The following is a 12,801-nucleotide window of genomic DNA, read 5'->3' on the forward strand; positions in this document are numbered from 1 at the left end:
GCCCAATCCCGGCGATGTGTCACCATGGAACTGGTGGTTTGCGTGCCGCTTGCAGCCCGGTACCGGGGCGCTATGGTCGGGCGCAGATGTGGCCGGAGCGGAGAGCGGAAAGATGAAATTCAGTTCAACCGATAGCTATGTGGCGGCGGACGACCTGAAGGTCGCGGTGAACGCGGCCGTCGCGCTGCAACGCCCGCTGCTGGTCAAGGGCGAACCGGGCACCGGCAAGACCGAGCTGGCCCGCCAGGTGGCGCAAAGCCTAGGGATGGAGCTGATCGAGTGGCATATCAAATCCACCACCCGCGCGCAGCAGGGGCTGTATGAATACGACGCGGTTTCGCGGCTGCGCGACAGCCAGCTGGGCGACGAACGCGTTCACGATATCGCCAACTACATCAAGCGCGGCAAGCTGTGGGAGGCATTCGCCGCGCCCGAACGGGTGGTCCTGCTGATCGACGAGATCGACAAGGCGGATATCGAGTTTCCCAACGACCTGTTGCAGGAACTCGACCGGATGGAATTTCACGTCTACGAGACAGGCGAAACGATCCGCGCCACCCACCGCCCCGTGGTCATCATCACCTCCAACAACGAAAAGGAACTGCCCGACGCGTTCCTGCGGCGCTGCTTTTTCCACTATATCCGGTTCCCGGACATGGAGACGATGAAACAGATCGTCGAGGTTCATCACCCCGGCATCAAGCACGATCTGCTGCACGCCGCGCTGACCCGTTTCTACGAGATCCGGGAAATGGACGGGCTGAAGAAGCGGCCCTCCACGTCCGAGGTGCTGGACTGGCTGAAGCTGCTGCTGGCCGAGGATCTGTCGCCCGAGGACCTGCGCCGCGAAGGCAAGACCGCCCTGCCCCGGCTGCACGGCGCCTTGCTGAAGAACGAACAGGACGTGCAATTGTTCGAGCGGCTGGCCTTCATGGCGCGGCGCGGGATGTGACGCGCCCCGCAAATACCGCAATCATGCCCTTGTGAAGCCTTCGCCACTCTCGCAAGATATAAGATACCGCACATCCCAGTGCAGCGTTTACATTTTTATGGAAGGGCCGCCAGCGTGATCGATCTGACCATCCGCCCCTTGCAGGCGGCCGACCGGCCCGAGTGGCACCGCTTGTGGACCGGCTACCTGACCTTCTACGACAACCAGCTGCCGCAGTCGGTCTATGAGTCGACCTTTTCCCGCCTGTTGCCCGGGGGCGATCCGGACATGGCCTGCCGACTGGCGGTGATGGGCGGGCGCCCGGTCGGTCTGGTGCACTTTCTGTTTCACAACCATTGCTGGCGGCCAGAGGGCGCCTGCTATCTGCAAGACATCTACGCCGAACCCGACAGCCGCGGCCAGGGGGCCGGTCGCGCCATGATCGAGGCGGTCTATGCCGCCGCCGAGGAACGCGGCGTGCCCTTCGTCTATTGGCACACGCACGAATTCAACACGATCGCGCGCCGCCTGTACGACCGGATCGGGCGGGCCACGCCCTTTATCAAGTATGTGCGGGACTAGAAGGATGCTGCGCGCCGCCGTTCTGTCCGTCGCGTTCCTTTCGGCCTGCACCGCCCCGGTGGCGGAAATGCCCGCACGCCTGCCGCCCAACCCGGCCAGCCTGCCCCCGATGAAGAGCTTTCCGGCCACCCAGGTCAGCGCGCCGCACCGGCCCAACCGCGAGATCGCGCAGGATTTCCTGGACCTGGCGTTTCGCATGGAAAGCGGGCGGTCGCTGCCCGTGCTGACCCGGTTCGAAACGCCAGTCACCGTGCGTGTCCTTGGCGATGCGCCGCCCAGCCTGGGCGGCGATCTGGCGGCCCTGCTGGCCCGCCTGCGCCGCGAGGCCGGGATCGACATCCGGCGCGTGGCCACCAACCAGCCCGCCCATGTCACGATCGAGGTCATGCCCCGCGCCCAGTTGCAGCGCCTGGTCCCCGAGGCCGCCTGTTTCGTCGCGCCGCGCGTGACCAGTTGGGACGAATACCGGCGCGCTCGCCGCTCTGACCTGGTGGACTGGACTACGCTGACCCGGCGCGAACGGGCGGCAATCTTCGTGCCCGGCGATGTCAGCCCGCAAGAATTGCGCGATTGCCTGCACGAGGAATTGGCCCAGGCGCTTGGACCGCTGAACGACCTGTATCGCCTGCCCGATTCCGTGTTCAACGACGACAATTTCCACACGGTCCTGACCGGGTTCGACATGCTGATCCTGCGCGCCTATTACGCGCCGGAACTGGCCAACGGCATGACCCGCACAGAGGTTGCACGCCGCCTGCCCGCCCTGCTGGCCCGGCTGAACCCCCGCGGGGAGCGCAACGCCAACCGGCCGCCCGCCACACTCACCGATCGCGACTGGATCGAGGCCATCGAAACGGCACTGGGGCCGCGCACCTCGGCCAGTGCGCGCCACGCCGCCGCGGATCGCGCGGTCGCGCTGGCCCGGGCACGGGGCTGGACCGATGCGCGCCTGGCCTTCAGCCTGTTTGCACAAGGCCGGCTGACACTTGCCAATAACGGCGAAGAAGCGCTGCGTGCCTTCCTGGAGGCGGGCCAGATCTACGCCGCCCGCCCCGAAACCCAGGTGCAAAAGGCCCATGTGGGCATGCATCTGGCCGCCTTTGCGCTGTCCTCGGGACAGGCGAATACGGCCCTGGATTTCATCAACGGCAATCTTGGCGCGGCGGTCGAGTCGCAAAACGCCGCGCTGTTGTCCTCCATGCTGATGATAAAGGCCGAGGCGCTGGAAATGTTGGGCCGCGCCAGCGAGGCGCGCGCCGTGCGCCAGGACGCCCTGGGCTGGGCGCGCTACGGGTTCGGGTCCGAACGCGACGTGCGGGCCCGCCTGGCCGAGATTGCCGCCCTCAGCCCCGCCGCCCCGCCGGGCTAGGGTCTTTCCCCTGCGCCGGTCCCGGATTATCGTCGTTTCATGTTCCTGCCCTTCTTCCAGACCCTTCGCGACAGCGGCATCCCGGTTTCCCTACGGGAATACCTCAGCTTTCTGGAGGGTATGAAAGCGGACCTGGTGACCTATGACGCCGAAGGGTTCTACTACCTCGCCCGTACCGCGCTGGTGAAGGACGAGCGTTTGCTGGACCGCTTCGATCAGGCCTTTTCACAGGCCTTTGGCGGGCTGGAAGAGATCGCGCCCGGCGACGTGCTGGAGGCGCTGGACCTGCCCGAGGACTGGCTGCGCAAGCTGACCGAAAAACACCTGAGCGAGGAAGAGCGCGCGCAGATCGACGCGCTCGGCGGTTTCGACAAGCTGATGGAGGCGCTGAAAGAGCGCCTGAAGGAACAAAAAGAGCGCCACCAGGGTGGCAACAAGTGGATCGGAACCGCCGGCACCTCGCCCTTCGGCGCCTATGGCTACAACCCCGAGGGCGTGCGCATCGGCCAGCATGAAAGCCGCCACCGCCGCGCGGTCAAGGTCTGGGACCGGCGCGAGTTCCGCAACCTCGACGACAGCGTGGAACTGGGCACACGCAACATCAAGGTGGCGCTGAAGCGCCTGCGCCGTTGGGCCCGCGAGGGCGCGCATGAAGAGCTGGACCTGGACGGTACGATCCGCGCGACTGCCGATCATGGCTATCTGGACGTGCAGACCCGCCCCGAGCGGCGCAACGCGGCCAAGGTGCTGCTGTTTCTGGACGTGGGCGGGTCGATGGACGACCATATCGCGGTGGTCGAGGAACTGTTTTCAGCCGCCCGGGCCGAGTTCAAGCACCTGGAATACTACTACTTCCACAACTGCCTGTATGAGGGCGTCTGGCGCGACAATGCCCGCCGCTGGACCGAGGTGATCCCCACCTGGGACGTGCTGCATACCTATGGCCCGGATTACAAATGCATCTTTGTGGGCGATGCCAGCATGTCCCCCTACGAGGTCGCCTTTGCCGGCGGCGCGAACGAGCATTGGAACGCCGAGCCGGGACGCGTCTGGCTGGAACGCGCCCGCACGACATGGCCGGACCACCTGTGGATCAACCCCGTGCCACAGCGGTTCTGGGACTATACCCAGTCCATCGGCATGATCCGCGAGATTTTCGAGGATCGCATGGTCCCCATGACCCTGGACGGCATCGAACGCGGGATGAAGATGCTGGGCCGTTAGGCCCGCGCCTACAGCGGCAGGATCTTCGCCATTCCCGCCTCGAACTGCGCCCAGGTCATCGTGGCCCGGTTGCCCGCAACGCCCGCATAATGCGACCGCCCGCTGGCCGTAGGCAGGCCCGCCCAGATGCGGGCCAGGTTGTGCATGAAATCGGCCCGGCTCATCCGCCCGGCCAGCGCCGCCGCCAGCCCCGCCTCTGCCAGCAGGCGGTCGGCCATCCGGTCCTGCATCGCCGGTGAAAACCGCGTCTGCGGTTCCAGGTCCAGGGCGCGGGCCAGTCGGCGCAGGGTTGCCGGGATCACCTGGTAACGGCCGATGGCATGGGGCTGGCCCGGTGTGGCGGCGATCCATTCCTCGATCTCGGCCAGGGTCAGGGCGGTCGGCGGGCGCGGCGGCGCCACCCGCGCGCCGTGCTGGACGGCGTCATACCCCTTTGGCCCCGCCTCTGCCCGGGCGATCAGGTCGCGCAGGTGGCGCGCCACCGCCCCGTGCGCACCACTCAGCGGCAGGGCCGGTGCGCGCGGGGTCGCACGCGGCGCAAACAGCCCTGCCCCTGCCCGCCCGGCAAACAGGCTGGGGCCGGTGGCCCCCGTACCCTCTACCCGCAGCAGGGCGGCGCGCGGGGCGGGCAGAAACCCGGCGTTGCCCAACAGCGACACCGCCTCTGCCCCGACCGCCACCGGCCAAAGCCCCACCATGACAAGCGCGGCCCACAGACCCGCCCGACTGATCCGATCCCGTTTCATGGCGCCAGCATCGGGGCGAAGGGTTCACATTTCCTTGCCCGCGCCGCCCCGCATTGCCAGCCGCCCCGCAGCGCCCCATATTCCCCTAATGCTGAAGCTGACCCCGATCCTGCTGGCCGTCCTCTATGCCCTTGCCATGTATCGCTTTTCCGCCTGGCGGACGGGGCGTGAGCTGGACACACGGTCAACCGAGCTGGCCGACGCGCGGCTCAAGGCGCTGACCGACCGGATGGCACAGGCGCTGGACCTGCCCCGCATCCGTGTGAACATCTACGAGATCGAGCCGGTAAACGGGCTGGCCGCGCCCGACGGACGCATCTTTCTGACGCGCGGTTTTTACGACCGTTACCGCGCGGGCGAGGTCACGGCCGAGGAATTGGCCAGCGTCATCGCGCATGAGTTGGGACATGTGGCCCTGGGCCACACGCGGCGGCGCATGATCGACTTTTCCGGACAGAACGCGCTGCGTACCGCGCTGGCGATGATCCTGTCACGTTTCCTGCCCGGCATCGGGATCTATATCGCCAACGCACTGACCACCCTGCTGGCCGCCCGGGTCAGCCGCAAGGATGAATATGAGGCCGACGCCTATGCCGCCGCCCTGTTGACCAAGGCCGGGATCGGCACCGCGCACCAGAAATCCCTGTTCGCCAAGCTGGAGGATCTGGCCGGCAGCCGCGGTGGCGTCGTCCCCGCCTGGCTGATGAGCCACCCCGCCACCGCCGACCGGATCCGGGCCATCGAAACGCTGGAAAGCCGCTGGCAACCCGTCACCGCGGACTGACCCCGGCTTGACACGCCCCGCCCCGCGCCCCTATCGGAAACGGGTGCCCGCCGATGGCGTCGGCGGCGCGCCCTACCCGAAACCGTCCCGCACGCCCGGACCCTCTGCCCCCGCAGAGCCGCCTGAAGAGGTTTGCGATGCGCACCGCCGCCCCGGCCCCCGCCACCACCGCCAATGGAATGGCCCTCATGGCCCTGGCAATGCTGTTGCTGCCCCTGGGCGATGCGCTGGCCAAGCTGCTGTCGGCCAGTCTGCACCCGCTGGAAATCACCATGTGGCGCCTGATTTCACAGGCGGTCTGGATGGTTCCCGTCGCGCTGCTGCTGCGGCGCAGACTGGGCGGCGCGATGTTCTCGCCCATCGTGGCGCTGGCGGGCCTGTGCATCCTGGTCACGTTGCTGTGCCTGATTTCGGCCTTCGCGGTGATGCCCATCGCCACGGCGATCGCCATCTTCTTTGTTGAGCCGCTGTTGCTGACGCTGCTGGCCGGCCCCTTGCTGGGCGAGGTGCCCGGCCCGCGCCGACTGGCGGCGGTGGCGGTGGGCCTGGTGGGCGCGCTGGTGGTGATCCGGCCCAGTTTCGCCGCGTTCGGGCCGGCCGCGCTGCTGCCGCTGGCCGCCGCGCTGGCCTATGCGCTGAATATGATCCTGCTGCGGCTGGCCTGCCGGACACGCGCGGCATTGACGGTGCAACTGGGCGCCACGCTTTACGCGGTGCTGGCGATGATCGCACTGGCGGGCGCGGCGGCGTGGCTGGGCGCCGTGCCGCTGTCGATGCCCACCACGCCCGGCTGGGAATGGGCCGCGGTGATCGGCGCGGGCGCGACGGCGACCGCCGCCTTCGTCATGATCGCCGAGGCCTTCCGCCGGACCGAGGCCAGCAGCCTGGCCCCGCTGCAATACCTGGAAATCGTCGGCGCCACGGCGGTCGGCTATGCCGTCTTCGGCGATTTTCCCGATGCGCTGACCTGGCTCGGCGTAGCGATCATCCTGGCCTCGGGGCTTTATGTCTTTCACCGCGAACGGGTGGTCGCAAAACCCTGAACGCGTGCCGCTTGCGGACATGGCGGCCCGGCCTGCGCGGGGCACTCTGCCCGCAGGGAGGCACATCCATGATCCACCGTTCCGCAGATGTCTTGATCGCGGCGCACCGTTTTTGGCATACTGAGGTATGCATGAACCGGAGCGCGCCATGACAGATCCCGCGATCCGCGCCCGCCAGATCGCCGAGGCCCATGCCGGGATGGACGGGCCCCTGTTGCCCGTGCTGCATGCGATCCAGTCGGAACTGGGGCATATCCCGCCCGACGTATTTCCCGAAATCGCAGCTGCGCTGGACCTGTCCACGGCCGAGGTGCATGGCGTGGTCAGCTATTACCCCGATTTCCGCACAACACCGCCCGGCCGCCGCATCCTGCGCGTTTGCCGGGCAGAGGCGTGCCAGGCCATGGGCGGTGCCGCGCTAGCCGATGCCCTGCGCGCCGGGCTGGGCCTGGACTGGCATGAAACCAGAGCCGATGGCGCGGTGACGCTGGAGCCGGCCTATTGCCTGGGGCTGTGCGCCTGCGCGCCCGCGGCCCTTGTCGATGGCGCGCCGCGCGGGCGGGTCACGGCGGATACGCTGCTGGCCGAGGTCGCGCCATGACCCTGACTCTGTTCCTGCCCCGCGACAGCGCGGCCCTGGCCCTGGGGGCGGAGGCGGTGGCCGACGCCCTGCGGGCAGAGGCCACCCGGCGCGGGATCGACCTGCGCCTGGTGCGGACGGGCAGCCGGGGCATGGTCTGGCTGGAACCGCTGCTGGAAGTCGAACGCCACGGTGCAAGGCTGGGCTTTGGCCCGATCGCAACGGGGGACGTGCCCGCCCTGTTCGACAGCGATTTCGGCCCTCATCCCGCGGCATTGGGACCTGTGGCCGACATCCCCTTCCTGGCGCGCCAGACCCGGCTGACCTTTGCCCGCTGCGGGGTGATCGATCCGCTGGACCTGGACGCCTACCGCGCCCATGGCGGGCTGGCCGGGCTGGCGCGGGCGCAGGACATGACGCCTGAACAGATCATCGCCGCCCTGACCGACAGCGGGTTGCGCGGGCGCGGCGGCGCGGGGTTTCCCGCCGGGATCAAGTGGCGCACCGTGATGCAGGCCGATGGCCCCCGCAAGGTGATCGTCGCCAATGCGGACGAGGGCGACAGCGGCAGTTTCGCTGACCGTATGCTGATGGAGGGCGACCCCTTCGCCCTGTTGGAGGGCATGGCAATCGCTGCCCGGGCGGTTGGGGCCGAAACCGGCTATATCTACCTGCGGTCGGAATACCCTGTCTGCGCCGATATCCTGCGCGCGGCGCTTGAGGTGTTCCATACCAAGGTGCTGGCGGGCAGCGGGTTCACGATTGAACTGCGCATCGGTGCGGGTTCCTATGTCTGCGGCGAGGAAACCGCCCTGCTGAATTCGCTGGAGGGCAAGCGCGGCACCGTGCGGGCCAAGCCGCCCCTGCCCGCGATTGCCGGGTTCCTGGGGCGCCCGACGGTCATCAACAACGTCCTGACGCTCGCCGCCGTGCCGCATATTCTTGCCGATGGCGCAGACGGCTATGCCGCCCATGGCACGGGCCGGTCGCGCGGCACCGTTGCCTTTCAGATTGGCGGGAATGTCCGGCACGGGGGCCTGTTCGAAACCGGGCCCGGCCTGACGCTGGGTGATCTGGTGAACGGTATCTGCGGCGGCACGGCCAGTGGGCGGCCGGTCAAGGCGGTGCAGGTCGGCGGGCCGCTGGGGGCCTATTTCCCGCCCGCGCTGTTCGACACCCCCCTGACCTATGAGGATTGCGACGCCGCCGGCGGGTTGTTGGGCCATGCGGGGCTGACTGTGTTCGACGACAGCGCCGACATGGGCCAGCTTGCGCGCTTTGCGTTTGAGTTCTGCGCGGTGGAAAGCTGCGGCACCTGCACACCCTGCCGGATCGGCGCGGTGCGGGGAATGGAAACGCTGGACCGCCTGATCGCGGGCGACCCGCAGGCCGCGCCGCTGCTGGCCGATCTGTGCGAGGTGATGCGCGCGGGCTCGCTCTGCGCGATGGGGGGCTTCACCCCCTACCCAGTTGAAAGCGCGTTGCGGCATTTCCCCGACGATTTCGCGGGACAACGGGAGGCGGCGGAATGAGCGATACTGATCTGCTTCGGTTCTGCCCGCACGGGGCGCTTGCGCCCCAGGCTGCGCGCGACCGCCCTCTGTCTGACGCAAGTCCATCAGGAGAAGAGACCCGGTCATGAAGGACTTCATCCTGCCCGACCCCGATTTCGGCACCCCGGCCCGCACCTCTGCCGCCACCGTGACGCTGACCGTCGACGGCCAGCCGGTCACCGTGCCTGCGGGGACCAGCGTGATGCGCGCCGCTGCCGAACTGGGGATCGATATCCCCAAGCTCTGCGCCACCGACAGCGTAGAACCCATCGGATCCTGCCGCCTGTGCATGGTAGAGATCGAGGGGCGCCGGGGCACGCCTGCGTCCTGCACCACGCCCGCCGAGGACGGAATGCAGGTCCACACACAGACCGACCAACTGGCAAAGCTGCGGCGCGGGGTGATGGAGCTGTATATCTCGGACCACCCGCTGGATTGCCTGACCTGCGCGGCCAATGGCGATTGCCGGTTGCAGGATATGGCCGGCGCGGTGGGCCTGCGGGATGTGCGCTACGCCCCCGGCGCCAACCACCACCAGCCGCGCCAGAACGGCGAGGCCAACCCGCGCTATATCCCCCAGGACGAAACGAACCCCTATTTCACCTATGATCCGGCCAAGTGCATCGCCTGCTATCGCTGCGTGCGCGCCTGTGAAGAGGTTCAGGGCACATTCGCCCTGACGTTGGAGAGGCGCGGCTTCGAGGCGCGGATTTCCACGGGCGCGGCGGATTTCCTGTCCTCGGATTGCGTCAGTTGCGGGGCCTGCGTGCAGGCCTGCCCGACCGCGACCCTGCAGGAAAAGGCAGTGATCGACCAAGGCACGCCCGACCGGGCGGTTCTGACCACATGCGCCTATTGCGGGGTCGGCTGCACCTTTCGGGCAGAGATGAAGGGCGATCAACTGGTGCGCATGGTCCCCGCCAAAGAGGGCAAGGCGAACCGGGGGCATTCCTGCGTCAAGGGCCGCTTTGCCTGGGGTTATGTCAATCACCCCGACCGCGTCCTGACCCCGTTGATCCGCGCGCGCATCACCGACCCCTGGCGCGAGGTCAGTTGGGACGAGGCCTTTGCCTTTACCGCCGAACGGTTCCGCGCGATCCAGGCGGCGCATGGCACGGGCGCGATTGGTGGCATCACCTCATCACGCTGCACGAACGAGGAAACATTCCTGGTGCAGAAGATGATCCGTACCGTCTTCGGAAACAACAACATCGACACCTGCGCCCGCGTCTGCCACTCGCCCACGGGCTATGGGCTGAAGACGACCTTTGGCACCTCAGCCGGGACGCAGGATTTCGACAGCGTGGCACATGCGGATGTGGTGCTGGTGATCGGTGCGAACCCGACCGACGGGCACCCGGTCTTTGCCGCGCGCTTGAAAAAACGCCTGCGGCAGGGGGCAAAGCTGATTGTCGCCGACCCCCGCCGGATCGACCTGGTGCAGGGACCGCATCTGCGTGCCGCACATCACCTGCCCCTGCGGCCTGGCACCAACGTCGCACTCTTGACCGCCATGGCCCATGTGATCGTGACCGAGGGGCTGACCGACGCGGCCTTTATCGCAGCGCGCTGCGACGGGGACGCCTATGCCGACTGGGCGGGCTTCGTCGCGCAGGACCACCTGTCCCCCGAGGCGACAGCGGATCTGACCGGCGTACCCGCCGCAGATGTCCGCGCGGCCGCCCGCCTGTTCGCCACAGGCGGCAACGGGGCGATCTATTACGGGCTGGGCGTGACGGAACATTCCCAAGGCTCGACCACCGTGATGGCGATTGCCAACCTGGCCATGGCCACCGGCAATATCGGCCGTCCCGGCGTGGGCGTGAACCCGCTGCGCGGGCAGAACAACGTGCAGGGATCGTGCGACATGGGATCCTTCCCACACGAATTCCCCGGCTATCGGCATGTGCATGACGCGGACACACGAACGATGCTGGAATCCGCCTGGGGCGTGCCCCTGTCCGGCGCGCCGGGCCTGCGCATTCCCAACATGCTGGACGCTGCGCTGGATGGCAGTTTCCGCGGCATCTATATTCAGGGCGAGGATCTGGCCCAATCGGACCCGAACACCAACCATGTCGCAGCGGGACTGTCGGCGATGGACTGCGTTGTGGTGCACGACCTGTTCCTGAACGAAACCGCGCGTTTTGCCCATGTGTTCCTGCCCGGATCGACCTTTCTGGAAAAGGACGGCACGTTTACCAATGCCGAACGCCGCATCAACCGGGTGCGCCGGGTGATGGCGCCCAAGGCGGGGCTGGCCGACTGGCAGGTGACGCAGGGGCTGGCCAATGCCATGGGCGCGGGCTGGGACTATCCCCACCCCGAACGGATCATGGCCGAGATCGCGGCGACAACCCCGGCCTTTGCCAATGTCACCTACGATCTGCTGGAACGCGAAGGATCCGTCCAGTGGCCCTGCAACGATGCCGCCCCCCTTGGCACGCCGGTCATGCACGCAGAGGGGTTCGTGCGCGGCAAGGGGCTGTTCGTCATCACCGATTACGTCGCGACCGACGAACGCACCGGCCCGCGCTTTCCGCTGCTGCTGACAACCGGCCGCGTCCTCAGCCAATACAATGTCGGCACGCAGACCCGGCGCACGGCAAACACCGTCTGGCACGCCGAGGACCGGCTGGAAATCCACCCCCATGACGCCGAACAGCGCGGCATTGCCGAGGGCGACACGGTCAGGCTGGCCTCGCGCGCGGGGGAAACGACGCTGCGCGCGACGATCACCGACCGGGTGGCGCCGGGCGTGGTCTATACCACCTTTCACCACCCCGACAGCCGGGCCAATGTCGTGACCACGGACAATTCCGACTGGGCCACGAACTGCCCCGAATACAAGGTGACGGCGGTGCAGGTCAGCCGGACCAACGCAGCCCCGGTGGAAACGGCCGCCGAATGACCGGCGCGGTGGGGCCTGCCCGCGCCCTGTGCCTTGGGCAGGGGGCGCCGCGATGGACGGACCGCGACCTGGCGGCCGAATGCGCAGTGGCGCTCAGCTTTGACGGGACGACACATGCGGTGATGATGGCCAGCCCGTGCGATCTGGAAGATTTCGCCCTGGGCTTCGCGCTCAGCGAGGGGATCGTCGCGCAACCCGGCGAGATTACGCAAATCGAGCAGATCGACCACCCCCAGGGTATCGAGATGCGGATGTGGCTGGCCGCGCCCCGCGGCGCCCGGCTGGCCGCGCGGCGCCGGGCGATGGCGGGGCCGGTGGGCTGCGGGCTGTGCGGGCTGGACAGCCTGGCCGCCGCAGAGCGCGCCCTGCCGCCCCTGCCCAACGGCGGCCTGCACCTGTCACCCGGCGATCTGGCCCAGGCGATGAAGGCGTTGAGGCAGGCACAGTCCCTGCATGCCCGCACCCGCGCGACCCACGGCGCGGGACTGTGGCAACCGGGGGCGGGCCTTGTCTGCGCGCGCGAGGATGTCGGGCGCCATAACGCGCTGGACAAGCTGATCGGCGCACGGGCCCGAACCGGCGCGGACCTGTCGGGCGGCGTGGTCGTGATGACCAGCCGACTGTCCATCGAACTGGTGCAAAAGGCGGTGCTGGCGCGCGCGCCGGTGCTGGCCGGGGCCTCGGCCCCAACGGCGCGGGCAGTGGCGGCGGCACAGGCGGCGGGGCTGACGCTGATCGGGCGGCTACGGGGCAACACCGCCGAGGTTTATTCCCACCCCGCGCGGATCGGGCAAACGGTAAGGAGCGCACAAGATGCAGGCTGAGAAACTGGCCCGGATGGCCAACCAGATCGCCACGGCCTTTGCCCACCTGCCCGCCGCGCGGGCGGCCGAACGGGTCGCGGGCCATATCCGCGATTTCTGGGATCCACGGATGCGCGCGGGCCTGGCCCGCATCGCGGCAGAGCAGCCCGAGATCCTGTCGCCGACCGTGGTTGAGGCCTCCCGACAGCTTGAAACGGCGGCCGGTACAGGCCCGTCGCCCCAGTGATTCGCATTTGACATCGCGCGGGGATTCG

General features: G+C 68.1%; 12 protein-coding genes. 11 read left to right on the forward strand and 1 reads right to left on the reverse strand.

Annotation, left to right across the window (positions count from 1 at the left end):
* The first annotated feature begins 112 nt into the window (after window positions 1-112).
* The 4 genes from EV656_RS06980 (at window position 113) to EV656_RS06995 (ending at window position 4,106) form a co-directional block, all read left to right on the forward strand.
* Window positions 113-952, forward strand: a complete 840-nt coding sequence (locus EV656_RS06980; RefSeq protein WP_132601433.1) for an AAA family ATPase — start codon at window positions 113-115, stop codon at window positions 950-952.
* A 114-nt stretch (window positions 953-1,066) separates the two neighbouring features.
* Window positions 1,067-1,513 carry a GNAT family N-acetyltransferase gene (locus tag EV656_RS06985; RefSeq protein ID WP_132601436.1) on the forward strand — a complete coding sequence of 149 codons (447 nt, stop codon included), beginning with the start codon at window positions 1,067-1,069 and terminating at the stop codon, window positions 1,511-1,513.
* A gap of 4 nt (window positions 1,514-1,517) precedes the next feature.
* The gene (locus EV656_RS06990; RefSeq protein WP_132601439.1) at window positions 1,518-2,882 is read left to right on the forward strand and encodes a DUF2927 domain-containing protein; all 1,365 of its coding nucleotides are present in this window, start codon (window positions 1,518-1,520) and stop codon (window positions 2,880-2,882) included.
* A gap of 39 nt (window positions 2,883-2,921) precedes the next feature.
* A complete protein-coding gene (locus EV656_RS06995; protein ID WP_132601442.1) occupies window positions 2,922-4,106 on the forward strand; it encodes a vWA domain-containing protein in 1,185 nt (394 codons plus the stop codon).
* Window positions 4,107-4,114: 8 nt separating this feature from the next.
* On the opposite strand, the gene EV656_RS07000 is transcribed toward EV656_RS06995, so the two are convergent.
* Window positions 4,115-4,852: a lysozyme family protein gene (locus EV656_RS07000; RefSeq protein WP_242469067.1), complete on the reverse strand. Its 738-nt coding sequence runs from the start codon at window positions 4,850-4,852 to the stop codon at window positions 4,115-4,117.
* 88 nt (window positions 4,853-4,940) lie between these two features.
* Here EV656_RS07000 and EV656_RS07005 point away from each other — a divergent pair, with 88 nt between their 5' ends.
* The 7 genes from EV656_RS07005 to EV656_RS07035 all read left to right on the forward strand — a co-directional run bounded on the left by EV656_RS07005 (window position 4,941) and on the right by EV656_RS07035 (window position 12,773).
* Window positions 4,941-5,636: a M48 family metalloprotease gene (locus EV656_RS07005; RefSeq protein WP_132601445.1), complete on the forward strand. Its 696-nt coding sequence runs from the start codon at window positions 4,941-4,943 to the stop codon at window positions 5,634-5,636.
* A 137-nt stretch (window positions 5,637-5,773) separates the two neighbouring features.
* Entirely contained in the window at window positions 5,774-6,679 is a 906-nt protein-coding gene (locus EV656_RS07010; RefSeq protein WP_243695685.1) for a DMT family transporter, read from the forward strand.
* Between the two features lie 148 nt (window positions 6,680-6,827).
* Window positions 6,828-7,280 carry a formate dehydrogenase subunit gamma gene (locus EV656_RS07015; protein ID WP_132601448.1) on the forward strand — a complete coding sequence of 151 codons (453 nt, stop codon included), beginning with the start codon at window positions 6,828-6,830 and terminating at the stop codon, window positions 7,278-7,280.
* 2 nt (window positions 7,281-7,282) lie between these two features.
* The gene (locus EV656_RS07020; protein ID WP_132601808.1) at window positions 7,283-8,791 is read left to right on the forward strand and encodes a formate dehydrogenase beta subunit; all 1,509 of its coding nucleotides are present in this window, start codon (window positions 7,283-7,285) and stop codon (window positions 8,789-8,791) included.
* Window positions 8,792-8,897: 106 nt separating this feature from the next.
* Window positions 8,898-11,723: a formate dehydrogenase subunit alpha gene (fdhF, locus tag EV656_RS07025; RefSeq protein WP_132601451.1), complete on the forward strand. Its 2,826-nt coding sequence runs from the start codon at window positions 8,898-8,900 to the stop codon at window positions 11,721-11,723.
* Complete coding sequence (gene fdhD, locus EV656_RS07030; RefSeq protein ID WP_132601454.1) at window positions 11,720-12,547, forward strand: formate dehydrogenase accessory sulfurtransferase FdhD; 828 nt, start codon at window positions 11,720-11,722, stop codon at window positions 12,545-12,547. Before fdhF ends, fdhD begins: the two co-directional genes overlap by 4 nt.
* Window positions 12,537-12,773, forward strand: a complete 237-nt coding sequence (locus EV656_RS07035; protein ID WP_132601457.1) for a formate dehydrogenase subunit delta — start codon at window positions 12,537-12,539, stop codon at window positions 12,771-12,773. The genes fdhD and EV656_RS07035 overlap by 11 nt, the downstream gene beginning before the upstream one ends.
* The last annotated feature ends 28 nt before the right edge of the window (window positions 12,774-12,801 follow it).

It is taken from the genome of Rhodovulum adriaticum (assembly GCF_004345735.1).
In the GTDB taxonomy this organism is placed as follows: Bacteria; Pseudomonadota; Alphaproteobacteria; order Rhodobacterales; family Rhodobacteraceae; genus Rhodovulum; species Rhodovulum adriaticum.

Coding starts and splice junctions, on each gene's coding strand:
- EV656_RS06980 (WP_132601433.1), top strand. CDS start 113: ATGAAATTCAGTTCAACCGATAGCTATGTGGCGGCGGACGACCTGAAG.
- EV656_RS06990 (WP_132601439.1), top strand. CDS start 1,518: ATGCTGCGCGCCGCCGTTCTGTCCGTCGCGTTCCTTTCGGCCTGCACC.
- EV656_RS06995 (WP_132601442.1), top strand. CDS start 2,922: ATGTTCCTGCCCTTCTTCCAGACCCTTCGCGACAGCGGCATCCCGGTT.
- EV656_RS07000 (WP_242469067.1), bottom strand. CDS start 4,852: ATGAAACGGGATCGGATCAGTCGGGCGGGTCTGTGGGCCGCGCTTGTC.
- EV656_RS07005 (WP_132601445.1), top strand. CDS start 4,941: ATGCTGAAGCTGACCCCGATCCTGCTGGCCGTCCTCTATGCCCTTGCC.
- EV656_RS07010 (WP_243695685.1), top strand. CDS start 5,774: ATGCGCACCGCCGCCCCGGCCCCCGCCACCACCGCCAATGGAATGGCC.
- EV656_RS07015 (WP_132601448.1), top strand. CDS start 6,828: ATGACAGATCCCGCGATCCGCGCCCGCCAGATCGCCGAGGCCCATGCC.
- fdhF (WP_132601451.1), top strand. CDS start 8,898: ATGAAGGACTTCATCCTGCCCGACCCCGATTTCGGCACCCCGGCCCGC.
- fdhD (WP_132601454.1), top strand. CDS start 11,720: ATGACCGGCGCGGTGGGGCCTGCCCGCGCCCTGTGCCTTGGGCAGGGG.
- EV656_RS07035 (WP_132601457.1), top strand. CDS start 12,537: ATGCAGGCTGAGAAACTGGCCCGGATGGCCAACCAGATCGCCACGGCC.